15 protein-coding genes are annotated in these 17419 nt (G+C 66.1%); 11 read left to right on the top strand and 4 right to left on the bottom strand.

Annotation, left to right across the window (positions count from 1 at the left end; genetic code table 11):
* Nucleotides 1–115 precede the first annotated feature (115 nt).
* The 4 genes from odhB (at nucleotide 116) to QX094_RS11190 (ending at nucleotide 4278) form a co-directional block, all read left to right on the top strand.
* The gene (odhB, locus tag QX094_RS11205) at nucleotides 116–1354 is read left to right on the top strand and encodes a 2-oxoglutarate dehydrogenase complex dihydrolipoyllysine-residue succinyltransferase (protein ID WP_315715927.1); all 1239 of its coding nucleotides are present in this window, start codon (nucleotides 116–118) and stop codon (nucleotides 1352–1354) included.
* A gap of 68 nt (nucleotides 1355–1422) precedes the next feature.
* A complete protein-coding gene (locus QX094_RS11200) occupies nucleotides 1423–2169 on the top strand; it encodes an SDR family oxidoreductase (RefSeq protein WP_315715928.1) in 747 nt (248 codons plus the stop codon).
* Nucleotides 2170–2214: 45 nt separating this feature from the next.
* Nucleotides 2215–3618 carry a dihydrolipoyl dehydrogenase gene (gene lpdA, locus QX094_RS11195; RefSeq protein WP_316173392.1) on the top strand — a complete coding sequence of 468 codons (1404 nt, stop codon included), beginning with the start codon at nucleotides 2215–2217 and terminating at the stop codon, nucleotides 3616–3618.
* A gap of 129 nt (nucleotides 3619–3747) precedes the next feature.
* Nucleotides 3748–4278 carry a hypothetical protein gene (locus QX094_RS11190; protein ID WP_315715930.1) on the top strand — a complete coding sequence of 177 codons (531 nt, stop codon included), beginning with the start codon at nucleotides 3748–3750 and terminating at the stop codon, nucleotides 4276–4278.
* A gap of 40 nt (nucleotides 4279–4318) precedes the next feature.
* Here QX094_RS11190 and QX094_RS11185 read toward each other — a convergent pair whose 3' ends face one another.
* Complete coding sequence (locus tag QX094_RS11185; RefSeq protein ID WP_315715931.1) at nucleotides 4319–4909, bottom strand: DUF4337 domain-containing protein; 591 nt, start codon at nucleotides 4907–4909, stop codon at nucleotides 4319–4321.
* A gap of 82 nt (nucleotides 4910–4991) precedes the next feature.
* Nucleotides 4992–5894 carry a tyrosine recombinase XerC gene (locus QX094_RS11180; protein WP_315716184.1) on the bottom strand — a complete coding sequence of 301 codons (903 nt, stop codon included), beginning with the start codon at nucleotides 5892–5894 and terminating at the stop codon, nucleotides 4992–4994.
* A gap of 316 nt (nucleotides 5895–6210) precedes the next feature.
* On the opposite strand from QX094_RS11180, the gene QX094_RS11175 reads away from it, so the two are divergent.
* Nucleotides 6211–8421: a primosomal protein N' gene (locus tag QX094_RS11175; protein ID WP_315715932.1), complete on the top strand. Its 2211-nt coding sequence runs from the start codon at nucleotides 6211–6213 to the stop codon at nucleotides 8419–8421.
* 112 nt (nucleotides 8422–8533) lie between these two features.
* Here the strand turns inward: QX094_RS11175 and QX094_RS11170 are convergent, their stop codons facing one another.
* Complete coding sequence (locus tag QX094_RS11170; protein WP_315715933.1) at nucleotides 8534–9082, bottom strand: septal ring lytic transglycosylase RlpA family protein; 549 nt, start codon at nucleotides 9080–9082, stop codon at nucleotides 8534–8536.
* A 649-nt stretch (nucleotides 9083–9731) separates the two neighbouring features.
* Between QX094_RS11170 and QX094_RS11165 the strand changes: the two genes are divergently transcribed.
* The 6 genes from QX094_RS11165 (at nucleotide 9732) to QX094_RS11140 (ending at nucleotide 16756) form a co-directional block, all read left to right on the top strand.
* Nucleotides 9732–10292, top strand: a complete 561-nt coding sequence (locus QX094_RS11165; RefSeq protein WP_315715934.1) for a F0F1 ATP synthase subunit delta — start codon at nucleotides 9732–9734, stop codon at nucleotides 10290–10292.
* Nucleotides 10292–11824 (top strand): F0F1 ATP synthase subunit alpha, encoded by a 1533-nt coding sequence (gene atpA / locus QX094_RS11160; protein WP_315715935.1) that lies wholly within the window; start codon nucleotides 10292–10294, stop codon nucleotides 11822–11824. Before QX094_RS11165 ends, atpA begins: the two co-directional genes overlap by 1 nt.
* A gap of 155 nt (nucleotides 11825–11979) precedes the next feature.
* Nucleotides 11980–12858, top strand: coding sequence for a F0F1 ATP synthase subunit gamma (locus tag QX094_RS11155; protein WP_315715936.1), 879 nt, complete (start codon nucleotides 11980–11982; stop codon nucleotides 12856–12858).
* 95 nt (nucleotides 12859–12953) lie between these two features.
* The gene (gene atpD / locus QX094_RS11150; protein WP_315715937.1) at nucleotides 12954–14396 is read left to right on the top strand and encodes a F0F1 ATP synthase subunit beta; all 1443 of its coding nucleotides are present in this window, start codon (nucleotides 12954–12956) and stop codon (nucleotides 14394–14396) included.
* Between the two features lie 97 nt (nucleotides 14397–14493).
* Nucleotides 14494–14901, top strand: a complete 408-nt coding sequence (locus tag QX094_RS11145; RefSeq protein WP_315715938.1) for a F0F1 ATP synthase subunit epsilon — start codon at nucleotides 14494–14496, stop codon at nucleotides 14899–14901.
* 166 nt (nucleotides 14902–15067) lie between these two features.
* Complete coding sequence (locus QX094_RS11140; protein WP_315715939.1) at nucleotides 15068–16756, top strand: adenylate/guanylate cyclase domain-containing protein; 1689 nt, start codon at nucleotides 15068–15070, stop codon at nucleotides 16754–16756.
* An 86-nt stretch (nucleotides 16757–16842) separates the two neighbouring features.
* On the opposite strand, the gene QX094_RS11135 is transcribed toward QX094_RS11140, so the two are convergent.
* Nucleotides 16843–17349, bottom strand: a complete 507-nt coding sequence (locus QX094_RS11135) for an RNA pyrophosphohydrolase (RefSeq protein ID WP_315715940.1) — start codon at nucleotides 17347–17349, stop codon at nucleotides 16843–16845.
* Nucleotides 17350–17419: the final 70 nt, after the last annotated feature.

The following is a 17419-nucleotide window of genomic DNA, read 5'->3' as shown; positions in this document are numbered from 1 at the left end:
CGCAATCTGCGGGGCGCAAGTACATCGCGTTGATCGTCCGTCCCGCATCGCTTGCTCGCCGCAAGGCGATGGCGGACCGGCTTTATGACCGCACGGGTTATTGAGGATAAAGACCATGACTGAAATTCGCGTTCCGACGCTGGGTGAATCCGTCACCGAAGCCACCATCGGCCGCTGGTTCAAGAAGGCAGGCGACGCCGTGGCGGTCGACGAGCCCCTCGTCGAGCTCGAGACCGACAAGGTCACGATCGAGGTGCCCGCGCCTTCGGCCGGCACCTTGGGCGAGATCATCGCCAAGGATGGCGAGACGGTCGCCGTCGGCGCGCTGCTCGGCCAGATCACGGATGGCGCCGTGGCTGCCAAGCCCGCCGCTGCTGCTCCGGCTCCGGCGAAGCCGGCTGCCGCTGCGCCGCCGGCTGCGGCTCCCGCCCCTGCCAAGGCGCTGCCCGCCGATACCCCGCAGGCGCCGTCGGTTCGCAAGCTCTCGGCCGAGAGCGGCGTCGATGCGACCACCGTGCCGGGCTCCGGCAAGGACGGCCGCGTCACCAAGGGCGACATGCTGGCCGCCATCGAGCGCGCAGCGTCCGCGCCGACCCCGGTCAATCAGCCCGCCGCCTCGGTCCAGGTGCGTGCGCCGTCGCCGGCCGACGACGCCGCGCGCGAGGAGCGCGTGAAGATGACGCGGCTGCGCCAGACCATCGCGCGCCGCCTCAAGGACGTGCAGAACACCGCGGCGATGCTGACGACCTTCAACGAGGTCGACATGACCAACGTCATGGCGCTGCGCAGCCAGTACAAGGACGTGTTCGAGAAGAAGCACGGCTCCAAGCTCGGCTTCATGGGCTTCTTCACCAAGGCCGTGGTGCAGGCGCTCAAGGACATCCCGGCGGTCAACGCCGAGATCGACGGCACCGACCTGATCTACAAGAACTACTATCACATCGGCGTCGCCGTCGGCACCGACAAGGGCCTGGTCGTGCCCGTCGTGCGCGACTGCGACCACAAGTCGATCGCCGACATCGAGAAGGGCATCGCCGATTTCGGCCGCCGCGCCCGTGACGGCCAGCTCAAGATCGACGAGATGCAGGGCGGCACCTTCACCATCACCAATGGCGGCATCTACGGCTCCCTGATGTCGACCCCGATCCTGAACGCGCCGCAGTCCGGCATCCTCGGCATGCACAAGATCCAGGAGCGCCCGGTGGTGGTCGGCGGCAAGATCGAAGTCCGCCCGATGATGTATCTGGCGCTGTCCTACGATCACCGCGTCATCGACGGCAAGGAAGCCGTGACGTTCCTGGTGCGCGTCAAGGAAAGCCTGGAGGATCCGGCACGGCTCGTGCTGGATCTCTGAGGGCACGCGACGACCTGAAGACATGAGGCGCGCTTCATGAGCGCGCCTCAGACCTAACGGGGGCCATCATGACCGACAGGGTTGCAGTGATCACCGGCGGCAGCCGCGGCATCGGCCGCGCCACCGCCATCGCCGCCGCATCGCGCGGCTTCAAGATCGTTGTCGGCTACGCCTCCAACGAGGCCGCCGCGCAGAGCACGGTGGCCGCGATCGAGGCCAAGAACGGCAAGGCCATCGCAGTCAAATGCGACGTCGGCCGCGAGCACGACATCCTCGCTCTGTTCAAGGCGGCGGACAAGTTCGGCACGCTCGGCGCGCTCATCAACAATGCCGGCATCGTCGGTCCGACCACGCGCGTCGACGAGATGAGCGCGGAGCGCATCGAGCGTTTGATGGCGGTCAACGTCACCGGCAGCATCCTGTGCGCACGTGAGGCGGTGAAGCGCATGTCGACGCGGCATGGCGGACAGGGCGGCGTGATCATCAACCTGTCCTCGGTCGCCGCCAAGCTCGGCTCGCCGAATACCTACGTCGATTATGCGGCGTCGAAGGGCGCGATCGATTCCTTCACCGTCGGACTCGGTCATGAGGTCGCCAATGAAGGCATCCGCGTCGCCGCCATTCGCCCAGGGCTGATCGACACTGATATCCACGCCTCCGGCGGCGAGCCCGATCGCGCCCATCGTCTCGCCCCGCTGGTGCCGATGAAGCGCGTCGGCACCGCGGAGGAAATCGCCAATGCCATCGTCTGGCTGCTGTCGGACGAGGCTTCCTATGTCACTTCGGCCATTCTCGACGTGTCGGGCGGACGCTGACGACCGTCGCTATCTCTGACTTGCAAGCTTACGGAACATTCGATCATGGCATCCTACGATCTCGTCGTCATCGGCACCGGACCCGGTGGTTATGTTTGCGCCATCCGCGCAGCACAGCTCGGCATGAAGGTGGCCGTGGTCGAGAAGAACGCCACCCTCGGCGGCACCTGTCTCAATGTCGGCTGCATGCCGTCGAAGGCGCTGCTGCACGCCTCGGAGCTGTTCGAGGAAGCCGGGCACTCCTTCGCCAAGATGGGCATCAAGGTGCCCCAGCCCGAGATCGATCTGCCGGCGATGATGAACTTCAAGCAGCAGGGCATTGACGGCAACGTCAAGGGCGTCGAGTTCCTGATGAAGAAGAACAAGATCGACGTGCTCGTGGGCAGGGGCAAGATCCTCGGCACCGGCAAGCTGCAGGTCACCGGAAATGACGGCGCCGTGCAGACCGTCGAGACCAAGAACATCGTGATCGCAACGGGCTCGGACATCGCGCGGCTCAAGGGCATCGAGATCGATGAGAAGCGCATCGTGTCCTCGACCGGAGCGCTGTCGCTGGACAAGGTACCTTCGACGCTCTTGGTGGTCGGCGCCGGCGTGATCGGGCTCGAACTCGGCTCGGTGTGGCGCCGCCTCGGCGCCAAGGTCACCGTGGTCGAATTCCTCGACCGCATCCTGCCCGGCATGGATGGCGAGATCGCAAAACAGTTTCAGCGCATCCTCGAGAAGCAGGGCTTTGCGTTCAAGCTCGGCGCCAAGGTGACCGGTGTCGACACCTCTGGCACGACGCTCTCGGCCATGATCGAGCCGGCGGCCGGCGGCGCGGCCGAGAAGATCGAAGCCGACGTGGTGCTCGTGGCGATCGGCCGCGTGCCCTACACCGAGGGACTCGGGCTGCAGGAAGCGGGCGTCGCGCTCGACAACCGCGGCCGCGTCCAGATCGACCATCATTTCGCGACCAGCGTGCCCGGTGTCTACGCCATCGGCGACGTCGTTGCAGGGCCGATGCTCGCGCACAAGGCGGAGGACGAGGGCGTCGCGGTGGCCGAGATCCTCGCGGGCCAGGCCGGGCACGTGAACTACGACGTCATTCCAGGCGTGGTCTACACGACGCCCGAAGTGGCCTCCGTCGGCAAGACCGAGGACGAGCTGAAGCAGGCCGGCGTCGCCTATACCGTCGGGAAGTTTCCGTTTACCGCGAATGGCCGTTCCAAGGTCAACCAGACCACTGACGGTTTCGTGAAGATCCTAGCCGATGCGAAGACGGATCGCGTGCTCGGCGCCCATATCATCGGCCGCGAGGCCGGGGAAATCATTCACGAGGCCGCCGTATTGATGGAGTTCGGTGGCTCTGCCGAGGATCTCGCGCGCACCTGCCACGCGCATCCGACACGGTCGGAGGCCGTGAAGGAAGCCGCGCTTGCGGTGGGTAAGCGGGCCATCCATATGTGATGGACGCCCGGAGGCGCCTTCGGTGGGTGCGACAAAACGCCCGCTTTTGACGCTGAACCGAACGGCAAGGCGCGAGGTCGTATCGTCATAGCGGCCTCAACCCGCGAGGCCTGGCGGAGATGGAGTCCGATGCTGCGCCGCCTGCTTCAGCCGTTCTGGGTTCTGCTTGCGATCATCTTCCTGATCGAAGCCTGGCTGTGGGACCATCTCGAGCCGATCGTGGCGCGCATCGTCGCCGCGATACCGCTGCGTAGCTTCAAGCACTGGCTGGCCGCGCGCATCGAGACCCTGTCGCCGGCGCTGACCCTGATCGTCTTCGTCGTGCCGGTCGTGCTGCTGTTTCCGCTCAAGCTGATCGGCATGTGGCTTTTGATGCACCAGCAGTGGAAGTTTGCGCTGGCCACGATCGTGTTCGGCAAGATCGTCGGTGTCGGCGTCACCGCCTTCATCTTCGATGTGACGCGCAGCAAGCTGCTGCAGATGTCCTGGTTCGCGTGGCTCTACGAGGCCGTGCTCGCGCTGCGCAGGAAAGCCGCGGCGCTGGTCGATCCTATCAAGCAGCGCATCCGCGAGATCATCCACGGCAATGCCGATGGCTGGTCATCGCGCGTGCTGCGCGTGATCATGCGCTTCCGCAGGAGCGTGCAGCAGGCGCGGTAGTGGTGGTCGCGACGTCGCAAGCCAGTTGCTGTCGCTGACCTCAGTGCAGATGCAAGAGATGCGGCTGGAACAGGCCGAGCAGCGTCATGGCAATACCGATCAGCGCGAGCCCTCCGGAGGCCCAGGCCAGAACGATCATTCCCGTGATGATCGTCGCCGACGCCAGCACGATGCCGATCTGGAAGGCAGCCGACGCCAGCTCATAGTGGTGGTACTTCGCCGTCGCCTCGTCGCGCTCATGCTCGGCATGCTTGGCGCGCTCCGCCAACTGCTCGCTGCCTTCGCCGGTCTCGGGCTCGGAGCGATAGCGCGCGGCATTCTTCTGCCAATCGTCGATCTGCTTCTGCAACGCCGCCTTGGCCGCCTCGTCAGGCAGCGCCGGCAAGCTCAGTTTGCCCTGCTCGGCGGCGGTCTGCACCACGGTGCGGCGAACGGTCTTGGCCTGGAAGAAGGCCCAGAGATTCGAGGCCTCGACGTTCTTGCTGATCGATTCGGTCTGCGCGCCCTTGCCGAGCGTTTCGGACAGGGCCAGGAACAGGGCGATGACGGCGATCAGCAGCGCGATCTTCTTGTTTTCGCCGGACGCATGCTCGGCATGCTCCGCATGCTCCATGCTCTCATGTGCGCTCATCTGTTCCCCTCCGGATCAAGCTGCCAAGACGATTGCCGGAACCGGGGGGACAGCGCAAGCGAAACGATATGAACGAAAAATGTCACCGTCGCGGATGCGCTGACGCGTAGACCTGCAGCAGGCGCTCCGAATCGATGCCGGTATAGATCTGCGTCGTCGACAGCGAGGCGTGGCCGAGCAGCTCCTGGATCGCGCGCAGATCGCCGCCGCGCGACAACAGGTGCGTCGCGAAGGAATGGCGCAGCGCGTGCGGCGTGGCGCTGTCCGGCAGGCCCAGCGCGCCGCGCAGCCGCTCCATCGCGAGCTGGATGATGCGCGGGCTCAACGGACCGCCCTTGGCGCCGAGAAACATCGGCCCCTCCGCAGGCAGCGGGTACGGGCAAAGCCTGGCATACTCGTCGATCAGCTGCAGCACGTTCTGCAGCACCGGCACCATCCGGGTCTTGTTGCCCTTGCCGGTCACCACCAGCACGTCGCCTTCGCCGGGGCGCGGCACTTCGCGGCGTTTCAGCCCGAGCGCCTCGGAGATGCGCAGGCCGGAGCCATACAGCAGCGCCATCACCGCGGCGTCGCGTGCCAGCACCCAGGTCTCGCGGGTCTCGCCGGCGCGCTCGTCGGCATCGGCGAGGCGCTTGGCGGCGTCCATCGGCAGCGGCTTCGGCAGGCTCTTGGCGATCTTTGGCGCGCGGATTCCTGAGAGGGCGCCGACCTTGCCCTTGCCCTCGCGCTCCAGAAAGCGCCCGAACGAGCGCAGGCCCGCCAAGGATCGCATCAGGGAACGTCCGGCGATGTCGTCGGCGCGGCGCATCGCCATGAAAGCGCGGATGTCGGCGGCCTCCAGCCCCGCGAAGCGCACCAGCGTCACCGGCTCGCCCCAATGGATGCAGAGGAATTGCAGGCACTGCCGGAGGTCGCGGGCATAAGCCTCCACGGTCTTCGGAGATAGCCGGCGCTCGCTACGCAGATGCGCCAGCCACTGCATCATGGCCTGGACGACGCCCTCGTCGGCGCCGAGGAGGGCGGTGGCCTCAGACTCTTCGTCCGTGTCCGCGTGAGTCGGCTCTGTTTGCTTTGTCATGGCGTCCGTGCCCACGGATGGGTCGCTGTGAAGCGTTGTCGATCGCCGCGAACTCGGTTTGCGCCTCTCCCCGCAAGATCGGGAAGAGGGAGTGCAATGGCGCTCGCGGGAACAGCTCGATCTCATCTCGTCGAGTCATGTATATCGCACTGTCGTCCTTTACCGTTCGCTAACTTTGCCGGACGGCTTTCGCTTCAGCCAGAGCAAGGCTATCTCCGCCCTCATGGACCGCGCGACCGACCTCTTTCCAGGTGCAGCCAGCACGACCGGCGTGGTCGACGTGCTGGTTCCGGTCGCGCTCGACCACACCTATTCCTACCGCGTGCCGCGCGGCATGGATCTGAAGCCGGGCGATATCGTCGGCGTGCCGCTCGGGCCGCGCGAGGTACTGGCGGTGGTGTGGGCGGAGAATGCCAATCCGGATCCGCGGCTGCACAACCGGCTCAAGGACGTCAGCGAGAAGCTCGAGGTGCCGCCCCTCAAGCCGGAGCTGCGCTCGCTGGTCGACTGGGTCGCGAATTACACGCTGTCGCCGCGTGGCATGGTGCTGCGGATGTGCCTGCGCATGGGCGAGCATCTTGGCCCGGAGCGTGTCCGGCTCGGCGTCCGCCTGGTCGGCGAGCCGCCCAAGCGGCTGACGCCGGCGCGGCGGCGGGTCATCGAGGCGGTGTCAGACGGTCTGCTGCATGGAAAGTCCGACCTCGTCCGCGAGATCGGCGTCTCCAGCAGCGTGATCGACGGCCTGGTCGACGAGAGGACCCTCACGGTCGAGGCGATGCCGCGTGCGCTGCCGCCGCCGGCGCCCGATCCGTCGTTCGCGCAGCCCGAGTTCTTCGACGCGCAGCTGGCCGGCGTCGCGGCGATGCGGGCGCTGGCCGCCGATGGCGGCTTCCAGGTCGCGCTGCTCGACGGCGTCACCGGCTCCGGCAAGACCGAAGTCTATTTCGAGGCGGTCGCCGAGACCGTCCGCCGCGGCCGGCAGTCGCTGATCCTGATGCCTGAGATTTCGCTCACCGGCCAGTTCCTCGACCGCTTCTCGCGCCGCTTCGGCGTGCGGCCGCTGGAATGGCATTCCGAGCTGACCCCGCGCACGCGCCAGCGCAACTGGGCGGCGATCGCCGCCGGCGAGGCGCCGGTCGTGGTCGGCGCCCGCTCGGCGTTGTTCCTGCCCTATGCCGATCTCGGCCTGATCGTCGTCGATGAGGAGCACGATCAGGCCTACAAGCAGGACGAGGGCGCGCATTACCACGCCCGCGACATGGCGGTGGTGCGCGGCCACATCGCCAAATTTCCGGTGGTGCTGGCCTCGGCCACCCCCTCGGTCGAGACCGAGGTCAATGCTCGCAAGGGCCGCTATCAGCGCGTCGCGCTGCCGTCGCGGTTCGGCGGCCAGCACATGCCGCATATCGAGGCCATTGATCTCCGGCGCGAGCCGCCGCCGCGCGGCCGCTACATCTCGCCGCGGCTGGCGGGTGAGATCCGCACCGCGATCGAGCGCGGCGAGCAGGCGCTGCTGTTCCTGAACCGCCGCGGCTATGCGCCGCTGACCCTGTGCCGCGCCTGCGGCCATCGCTTCGCCTGCACCATCTGCGACGCGTGGCTGGTCGATCATCGTTTCCGTCAGCGGCTGGTCTGTCACCATTGCGGGTTCTCGATGCCGCGGCCGCCGACCTGCCCGCATTGCGCGGCCGAGGAATCGCTGGTCGCGGTGGGGCCCGGCGTGGAGCGGCTGCAGGAGGAGGCGGCGGCGCTGTTTCCTGAGGCGCGCAGCATGGTGCTGTCGAGCGACCTGATCACCTCGATCGAAACCATGCGCGCCGAGCTGACCGAGATCGCCGAAGGCCGCGTCGACCTCATCATCGGCACCCAGCTCGTCGCCAAGGGCCACAACTTTCCGCGGCTCAATCTGGTCGGGGTGGTCGATGCCGATCTCGGCCTCGGCAATGGCGATCCGCGCGCCGCCGAGCGCACCTGGCAGCTCTTGAACCAGGTGATCGGCCGCGCCGGCCGCGAGCAGGGGCGGGGTCGCGGCTATCTGCAGACCCACCAGCCCGAGCACCCCGTCATGAAGGCGCTGGTCGCCTGCGACCGCGAGGCGTTCTACACCAGCGAGATCGACGCGCGCGAGCGCACCGGCTATCCGCCGTTCGGCAGGCTGGCGAGCCTGATCATCTCGGCGGGGGATCGGCCTACTGCCGAAGGCTTCGCCCGCCGGCTGGTCGCGTCAGCGCCGCGTGAGGAGGGTGTGCTGCTGCTCGGCCCGGCTGAGGCGCCGCTCGCGGTGATCAAGGGCCGCTACCGCTTCCGGCTGCTGCTCAAGTCGGCGCGCAATTTCGACCTGTCGGATTATCTGCGCCACTGGCTGGCGCATGCCGAGAAGCCCAAGGGCAATCTCAAGCTCGAGGTCGACGTCGACCCGCAGAGCTTCTTGTAGCGCTCTCTCCACCGTCATTGCGAGCGCAGCGAAGCAATCCAGGGCCGGGTTGGGACTCTGGATTGCTTCGTCGCTTCGCTCCTCGCAATGACGCGCGGAAAGATCGGGTATCTTACGACACGACTTCGGCGGTGACGCGGCCGACGCCGGCGCGGGTCAGGCCGATGGCGCGGGCTGCGCCGGTCGACAGGTCGAGCACCCGGCCGCGGATGAACGGGCCGCGGTCGTTGACGGTGACGATGACGCTGTTGCCGCCATGGGTCACGCGCAGCTTGGTGCCGAACGGCAGCGAGCGGTGAGCGCAGGTCATCGCGTTGGCGTTCATGCGCTGGCCGGAGGCGGTGCGGCTGCCGGACTCGTTGCCGTAGTACGACGCCATGCCGGAGAAAGTGCGGCCGGTGCCGGACGACGGCGTGACCGCTGCGTTGGAGTTCATCCACGAGGAGCCGTTGGACGACCATCCGTTCGAAAACGAGTCGGCCGCGGGCTGAGCAGCATGGCGCGCCATGTGATGATGGTGGTGGCGAGCGTGGTGATGGTGGTGCCTGGACCGGGCCGAGGCTTCGGTGGCGCTGCCGCCGACGATCAGCGTCACGGCAACGGCGAGCGCGGTGCGCGAGCCGGCGATCTTGCCAGCCGAGAGGTTCTTCAGTTTCAGCATCTATGTCCCTCGAACAGTATTGCCGCGTTCTGCGGCCAGTGGACCCCCGTCAGGTGTTGAGGCGCGCGCCGTTTGGTGGGGCAATGAGGCGTGAATGGGGCAGTAGAAATTGTTCCGCTCTGATCGAAACATCTTGCATCGCGGTCTACTCATCACGGAAAATTCCGTAATCCACCGCGTTAACGGTTTATTAACGATCAAATACTTCAAAATACTGTTGAGTTAAGTTCTCACTTAGGATGCCAAGATGTCAGCAAGTAATGTCGGTGCGGGCTGGTCGGCGGCCGCCGGGCACCGCCGACGGGAGTCAAGGCCAAACCAGCATGGCGGCCATGCAGCAACAGCTGGAACCTTGCGCTGAGTGACTGGTATCGGGGGCGGGCGCGCGCGGGCGGCCATCAAGCGAGTCCGTTGGACCGCGCGTAGGCTCCGACCGCGGCGCGGCAACAAGGTGCCGAATAGCGGGCCGCCGCTTGTTGCGGCTGCGCGTACGCTATGTTAGCAAAGCGCCGCTTTTCGTGATCAAGCTGCTCTCGCGGCGATCGAAAATCAAAGTCCTGCTTGAATTCCAAGGGCTTAGCTGGTTTGCGCCGCAGCGGCGCGCCGGTGTCCCTCTTGTGGGTTGGGCGCATATAAAAAGAGCACGTCTGTGGCTGCTGAAGATCCCTCCGTATCCGGTGTGTCCGGTCGTTACGCGACGGCCCTGTTTGAACTGGCCCGTGACGAAAAGTCCGTCGATGCGGTCAAGGCCGATCTCGACAGGTTCAATGCCCTCCTCGATGAGAGCGCCGATCTCAAGCGCCTCGTCCGCAGTCCGGTGTTCGGTGCGGACGTGCAGCTCAAGGCGCTGAATGCCGTGCTGGACAAGGCCGGCATCGCCGGTGTCGCCGCCAACGTGCTGCGCGTGCTGACCGCCAACCGCCGCCTGTTCGCGGTGACCGACGTGATCCGCGCCTTCAACGCGCTGGTCGCCAAATACAAGGGAGAGGCCACGGCCGACGTCGTCGTCGCCGAGCCGCTCTCCGACAAGAATCTCGACGCCTTGAAGGCCTCACTGAAGACGGTGACCGGCAAGGACGTCGCGCTCAACGTGAAAGTCGATCCAGCGATTATCGGCGGGCTCGTCGTCAAGCTCGGCAGCCGCATGATCGATAGTTCGCTTCGCACCAAACTCAACTCGATCAAGCACGCGATGAAAGAGGCAGGCTGATGGACATCCGCGCCGCGGAAATTTCCGCGATCCTCAAGGACCAGATCAAGAATTTCGGGCAGGAAGCCGAAGTCACCGAAGTCGGACAGGTGCTGTCCGTCGGTGACGGTATCGCCCGCGTCTACGGTCTCGACAACGTCCAGGCCGGCGAGATGGTCGAGTTCGAGAACGGCACCCGCGGCATGGCGCTGAACCTCGAGACCGACAATGTCGGCGTCGTCATCTTCGGCGCCGACCGCGAGATCAAGGAAGGCCAGACCGTCAAGCGCACCCGCGCCATCGTCGACGCTCCGGTCGGCAAGGGTCTGCTCGGCCGCGTCGTTGACGCGCTCGGCAATCCGATCGACGGCAAGGGCCCGATCCAGGCCACCGAGCGCAAGCGCGTCGACGTCAAGGCCCCCGGCATCATTCCGCGCAAGTCGGTGAACGAGCCGATGTCGACCGGCCTCAAGGCGATCGACGCCCTGATCCCGGTCGGCCGTGGTCAGCGCGAGCTGATCATCGGTGACCGTCAGACCGGCAAGACCGCGATCGCGCTCGACACCATCTTGAACCAGAAGCCGCTGAACGTCGCTGGCGCTCCCGAGAGCCAGAAGCTGTACTGCGTCTATGTCGCGATCGGCCAGAAGCGCTCCACCGTCGCTCAGTTCGTGAAGGTGCTCGAAGAGCAGGGCGCGCTGGAGTATTCGATCGTCATCGCCGCCACCGCGTCCGATCCGGCCCCGATGCAATATCTGGCCCCGTTCACCGGCTGCACCATGGGCGAGTACTTCCGCGACAACGGCATGCACGCCGTCATCATCTATGACGATCTGTCGAAGCAGGCCGTCGCCTATCGCCAGATGTCGCTGCTGCTGCGCCGTCCGCCGGGCCGCGAGGCCTATCCGGGCGACGTGTTCTATCTGCACTCCCGCCTGCTCGAGCGCGCCGCCAAGCTCAGCAAGGACCATGGTCTGGGGTCGCTGACCGCGTTGCCCGTCATCGAGACCCAGGCCAACGACGTGTCGGCCTACATTCCGACCAACGTCATTTCGATCACCGACGGCCAGATCTTCCTGGAGACCGATCTGTTCTTCCAGGGCATCCGTCCCGCCGTGAACGTCGGTCTGTCGGTGTCGCGCGTCGGCTCCTCGGCCCAGACCAAGGCGATGAAGAAGGTCGCCGGCAAGATCAAGGGCGAGCTGGCGCAGTACCGCGAGATGGCGGCCTTCGCGCAGTTCGGCTCCGACTTGGACGCCTCGACCCAGCGCCTGCTCAATCGCGGCGCGCGCCTGACCGAGCTCCTGAAGCAGCCGCAGTTCTCGCCGCTGAAGATGGAAGAGCAGGTCTGCGTGATCTGGGCCGGCACCAACGGCTATCTCGATCCGCTGCCGCTCAACAAGGTGCGCGCCTTCGAGGACGGCCTGCTGTCGCTGCTGCGCGGCAAGAATGCCGACCTGCTCAACGCGATCCGCGACAGCAAGGATCTGTCCGACGACAGCGCCGCCAAGCTGAAGGCGGTTGTCGAGGGCTTCGCCAAGACCTTCGCCTGATCGCGAGGTCGTGGCCGGCTCCGGCCGGCGATCCACGCCCTTCGGGGTGGGACAACGTGACATCTCATGCCCGGCGCCAGGCCGGGCATGACCAATCTCAGGGTTGAGCGGTCGGGTCTTCAACGGATCGGCCGCCGGGGTGAGCTAGACGAACAATGGCGTCACTGAAAGACATGCGGGTCCGCATCGCCTCGACCAAGGCGACGCAGAAGATCACCAAGGCCATGCAGATGGTCGCCGCCTCCAAGCTGCGCCGCGCGCAGCAGGCGGCCGAAGCGGCGCGTCCCTATGCCGAGAAGATGGACGCCGTGATCTCCAACATCGCGAGCGCCACCATCGCCTCCGCCGGCGGCCCGAAGCTGTTGGCGGGCACCGGTCGCGATCAGGTGCACCTGCTGCTGGTCTGCACCGGCGAGCGCGGCCTGTCTGGCGCGTTCAACTCCTCGATCGTCCGCCTGGCGCGCGAGCGTGCGCTCGCCCTGATGAACCAGGGCAAGGAGGTGAAGTTCTTCTGCGTTGGCCGCAAGGGTTATGAGCAGCTTCGCCGCCAGTTCGACAAGCAGATCGTCGAGCACATGGACCTGCGCTCCGTGCGCCAGATCGGCTTCGCCAATGCCGACGAGATCGCCAAGAAGGTGATTGCCCGCTTCGAGGCCGGCGAATTCGACGTCTGCACCCTGTTCTACTCGCGCTTCCGCTCGGTGATCGCGCAGATCCCGACCGCTCAGCAGATCATTCCGCTGGTGGTCGAAGCGCGCCCGGCCAATGCGGCGCCGCTGGCGCCTTACGAATACGAGCCGGAAGAGGACGAGATCCTGGCTGGATTGCTGCCGCGCAATCTCGCGGTGCAGATCTTCCGCGCACTGCTCGAAAACAACGCCTCGTTCTACGGTGCGCAGATGTCGGCCATGGACAACGCCACGCGCAACGCCGGCGAGATGATCCGCAAGCAGACGCTGATCTACAACCGCACGCGTCAGGCGATGATCACCAAGGAACTGATCGAAATCATTTCGGGCGCCGAGGCGGTCTAGCCGGATCGCGCAGCGCCCGTTGAAGCGCAACCCAGGAACATATCCCGGTCGAGCCGACCGTGGTTTCGTATACGGATCGTAAGGAGAGACACTCAATGGCTACCGCAGCCAACCAGATCGGTCGCATCACCCAGGTCATCGGCGCCGTCGTCGACGTGCAGTTCGAAGGTCACCTGCCGGCCATTCTCAATTCGCTCGAAACCAAGAACGCCGGCAACCGCCTGGTGCTCGAAGTGGCCCAGCATCTCGGCGAATCCACCGTGCGCACCATCGCGATGGACACCACCGAAGGTCTGGTCCGCGGCCAGGAGGTGACCGACACCGGTTCGCCGATCCAGGTGCCGGTGGGCGTCGGCACGCTCGGCCGCATCATGAACGTGATCGGCGAGCCGATCGACGAGGCCGGTCCGGTCGAGGCCGAGGGCCTGCGTCCGATCCACGCGGACGCGCCGAGCTACACCGACCAGTCGACCGAAGCCGAGATTCTCGTCACCGGCATCAAGGTCGTCGACCTCTTGGCTCCCTACGCCAAGGGCGGCAAGATCGGTCTGTTCGGCGGCGCCGGCGTCGGCAAGACCGTGCTGATCCAGGAGCTCATCAACAACGTCGCCAAGGCGCACGGTGGTTATTCGGTGTTCGCCGGCGTCGGCGAGCGTACCCGTGAAGGCAACGACCTCTATCACGAGTTCATCGAATCCAAGGTCAACGCCGATCCGCACAATCCCGATCCGAGCGTCAAGTCGAAGTGCGCGCTGGTGTTCGGCCAGATGAACGAGCCGCCCGGCGCCCGCGCCCGCGTCGGCCTGACCGGCCTCACCGTCGCCGAGCACTTCCGCGACCAGGGCCAGGACGTGCTGTTCTTCGTCGACAACATCTTCCGGTTCACCCAGGCCGGCTCGGAAGTGTCGGCGCTGCTCGGCCGCATCCCCTCGGCGGTGGGTTATCAGCCGACGCTCGCCACCGACATGGGCGCGCTGCAGGAGCGCATCACCACCACCAACAAGGGCTCGATCACCTCGGTGCAGGCCATCTACGTGCCGGCCGACGACTTGACCGACCCGGCGCCGGCGACCTCGTTCGCGCATTTGGACGCCACCACCGTGCTCAACCGCGCGATCTCGGAAAAGGGCATCTACCCGGCGGTGGACCCGCTCGACTCGACCTCGCGCATGCTCTCCCCGCTGGTCGTCGGCGAGGAGCACTATCAGACCGCGCGTCAGGTCCAGCAGATTCTGCAGCGCTACAAGTCGCTGCAGGATATCATCGCCATCCTGGGCATGGACGAGCTGTCGGAAGAGGACAAGCTGACCGTGGCCCGCGCCCGCAAGATCGAGCGCTTCCTGTCGCAGCCGTTCCACGTCGCCGAAATCTTCACGGGATCGCCGGGCAAGTTCGTCGACCTCGCCGACACCATCAAGGGCTTCAAGGGCCTGTGTGAAGGCAAGTACGACCACCTGCCGGAGGCCGCCTTCTACATGGTCGGCAACATCGACGAGGCGGTCGAGAAGGGCAAGAAGCTGGCCGCCGAGGCGGCCTAAGGGCGATTAGCGGATAAGGAGTAGCGAATAGACGAGCTGTTCGCTGCTTCCTCCTTCACTACTCGCCATTCGCTATTCGCTATTCGCAGGTTTCCCAATGGCTACTTTCCATTTCGATCTCGTCTCGCCGGAAAAGATCGCCTTCTCGGGCGAGGTCGACCAGGTCGACGTTCCCGGCCAGGAGGGTGATTTCGGCGTGCTCGCCGGGCATGCGCCGTTCGTGGCGACGCTGCGGCCGGGTATCCTGACGGTGACATCAGGCGGATCGCAGCAGAAGATCATCGTGCTCGGCGGCCTTGCCGAGATCTCGGACAAGGGTCTGACGGTTCTCGCCGACGTCGCCACGTCGCTGAAGGAGCTCGACCAGACAGCTTTCGCGGCCGAGATCGCCGGCATGGAATCCAAGCTGAACGAGAAGCAAGGCAACGAGCTCGATCGCGCGATCGAGCGGCTCGATCACTTCAAGACGATCCAGCAGCAGCTCAATACGACTGCGCTGCATTGATCCCACCGCACGACGTATGAATGAACGTTCATGGCCGGGCTCTGCCCGGCCATTTTCGTTTGGGGCTCGAACGTCGTGCGCCGGTCGATGACTACTTCAAGGGAGGCCGGTTGCATGCTCACCGATCTGACGGCATGCTCCCGGCCAATCCAGCGGGCGCGGTGACATGGCAGGACAGATCGTCTTGAAACGCAAGATCGCGGCGATTTTCGCCGCCGATATCGCCGGCTATTCGCGCCTCGTCGCGGAGGATGAAGAAGAGACGCTACGGCGACTGGCGGCCTATCGCGAGGTCGTTGACGACTTCATCGCGCGAGCCGGCGGCCGCATCTTCAACACCGCTGGCGATGCGGTGCTCGCGGAATTTCCCAGCGCGGTCGAAGCGGTGCGTTGCGCGATCGACATCCAGGAGAGCCTGCGCACGCGCAACATGGCCTATCCGCCGAGCCGGCAGATGAGCTACCGCATCGGCATCACCATCGGCGACGTCGTCGAGCGCGACGGCGATCTGCTCGGCGACGGCGTCAACATCGCAGCACGCCTCGAGGGCCTCGCCGACGTCGGCGGCATCTGCATCTCGCGCGCCGTTCATGAGCAGGTCGCCAACAAGCTGTCGGTGCAGTTCGCCGACATGGGCGCGCGGGAGGTCAAGAACATCCCGACCCCGGTTCACGCCTATCGCGTGGCGATGCGCCGCGAGGACGGCACCTACGCGCCGCCGGAAGAAAAGAAAGTCGCCCGCGGCGGCGGGCTCCGCCTGATCTGGCGAATTGTGGCCGCCGTGGTTGCGCTCGGAGCCGTCGGGGTCGGGACCGAGCTCTATCTGGATTATCGCGATCCGCACCCCGCGCAGCGCGATGCCGCCAAGGCGGCCGCGGAAGCGCTGGCCCGGCTGTCGGCCACGCCGGCTTCGCCGTCCTCGGTCCCGTCTGCATCCCCATCCCCCGCGCCGACGCAGTCATCCGTCGCCAGGCAGACGGCCGACTCGCCGCAGCCGCAACAGTCGCCCTCGCCTTCATCCTCTGTCGCCGCCGAGAAGTTTGCACCTGAAGCCGTGCCGTTCGTGAGCGAGCGGACCCGCATTGCGCTGGCGCGCGACTACGTGCCGGCACCGGATCACAAGGCGTTCGCGACCACGATCAACGGCGTCAGCGCCTATGTCACCGGACAGGCGAGCGATGAGGCGGCGAAATCGGCCGCGCTGGAGCAATGTCAGCAACGCGCGGAGAGCGCGAACGGCCCGCGCAAATGCGAACTCTATGCCGTCGGCGACAATGTCGTTTACGTGCACAGCAAACCGCCGTTGCCGCCGCAGCCCTGGGTGCGCCACGACCCGATGACCGAGCGCGCCTTCAGCGCGGCAGAGATGCCGCTGGTGCGCGATACAGGCCGGGCCCGGCTCGAAGCGAACTACGGCACGGCGCGTCGGACCAAGGCCATCGCGCTCGGGCCCGGCGGGCAGTTCTTCTACAGCGTCGGCGGCGACCTCGTCGACGATGTGGTTCGCCGCAATCTGGAAGCCTGCGGTGCCCAGGCGGGCACCGCCTGCATCATCGTTGCGCTCGACGATGCCTTCGTGGTGCCGATACCGACGGTGATGAAAGCCACCGGCTTCTTCCGCGCGGCCATCCATCAGGCGATCGCCCCGGAGGCGCGCGAGGAGGTGGCGCGACGTCTCGAGGCCGCGACGTCGGGCTGGAATGCAGTCGCGGTCGGAACGGCCGGCCACCCCGGCTTCGGCCTCAATGGCGACCGTGAGGAGACGGCGATCGGCGGCGCGCTGGCCGACTGCGCCACACGCGACAACGACTGCCGGGTGATTGCGATCGGGCCGTTCACGGTCGAGGACAATTAGGCCGGCGAACTCTCGCGACATCGCCTTTCCGAGGCGCGCGGAGCGTCGGCCCTTGAATGACGAAGAGCCCCGCGCTTCGACGTAGATCAGTCGCCAACGTTGGCGAGATGCGCAAAAGCCTGCGCCACCGCGCGATAGACCTCGCGGCGAAACGGCACCACCAGCTCCGGGACGCGCGCCAGGCGGTCCCAGCGCCAGGCGTCGAACTCGGCCGGCTGGCCGTTGCGCGGCGTCACCGGATCGATGTCGGCGTCGCGCCCGGTGAAGCGCATCGCGAACCATTTCTGACGCTGGCCGCGAAAGCGCGCGAGCCGGTGGTTCGGATCCTCGAATGGCGGAAATTCGTAAGTCAGCCAGTCGGTCTCGCCGAGGATGTCGGCGTCGCGAATGCCGGTCTCCTCCCACAGCTCGCGCCGCGCTGCCGCCTGAAGATCCTCGCCGGGGTCGACGCCGCCCTGCGGCATCTGCCATTCGAGCCCGGGCAGCACGATCTCCGGCCCGTCGTCGCGAAAGCGGCGTCCAAGGAAGACGAGCCCTTCGGCGTTGAGCAGCGCGATGCCGACATTCGGACGATAGGGTCTGGTCTCGGTCATCCTCGAATCCATGAGCTGTCGTTCGCATGGCAGTGCATCATGACGGCATCGTCGCGACGCATCTGCAGAG

Source organism: Bradyrhizobium sp. SZCCHNS1050 (assembly GCF_032484785.1).
Classification (GTDB): Bacteria; Pseudomonadota; Alphaproteobacteria; order Rhizobiales; family Xanthobacteraceae; genus Bradyrhizobium.
This window is presented reverse-complemented; position numbering and strand designations above follow the sequence as displayed.

Coding starts and splice junctions, on each gene's coding strand:
- QX094_RS11185 (WP_315715931.1), bottom strand. CDS start 4,909: ATGAGCGCACATGAGAGCATGGAGCATGCGGAGCATGCCGAGCATGCG.
- QX094_RS11200 (WP_315715928.1), top strand. CDS start 1,423: ATGACCGACAGGGTTGCAGTGATCACCGGCGGCAGCCGCGGCATCGGC.
- QX094_RS11155 (WP_315715936.1), top strand. CDS start 11,980: ATGGCGTCACTGAAAGACATGCGGGTCCGCATCGCCTCGACCAAGGCG.
- QX094_RS11170 (WP_315715933.1), bottom strand. CDS start 9,082: ATGCTGAAACTGAAGAACCTCTCGGCTGGCAAGATCGCCGGCTCGCGC.
- lpdA (WP_316173392.1), top strand. CDS start 2,215: ATGGCATCCTACGATCTCGTCGTCATCGGCACCGGACCCGGTGGTTAT.
- QX094_RS11175 (WP_315715932.1), top strand. CDS start 6,211: ATGGACCGCGCGACCGACCTCTTTCCAGGTGCAGCCAGCACGACCGGC.
- atpD (WP_315715937.1), top strand. CDS start 12,954: ATGGCTACCGCAGCCAACCAGATCGGTCGCATCACCCAGGTCATCGGC.
- QX094_RS11180 (WP_315716184.1), bottom strand. CDS start 5,894: ATGATGCAGTGGCTGGCGCATCTGCGTAGCGAGCGCCGGCTATCTCCG.
- QX094_RS11140 (WP_315715939.1), top strand. CDS start 15,068: ATGGCAGGACAGATCGTCTTGAAACGCAAGATCGCGGCGATTTTCGCC.
- odhB (WP_315715927.1), top strand. CDS start 116: ATGACTGAAATTCGCGTTCCGACGCTGGGTGAATCCGTCACCGAAGCC.
- atpA (WP_315715935.1), top strand. CDS start 10,292: ATGGACATCCGCGCCGCGGAAATTTCCGCGATCCTCAAGGACCAGATC.
- QX094_RS11190 (WP_315715930.1), top strand. CDS start 3,748: ATGCTGCGCCGCCTGCTTCAGCCGTTCTGGGTTCTGCTTGCGATCATC.
- QX094_RS11135 (WP_315715940.1), bottom strand. CDS start 17,349: ATGACCGAGACCAGACCCTATCGTCCGAATGTCGGCATCGCGCTGCTC.
- QX094_RS11145 (WP_315715938.1), top strand. CDS start 14,494: ATGGCTACTTTCCATTTCGATCTCGTCTCGCCGGAAAAGATCGCCTTC.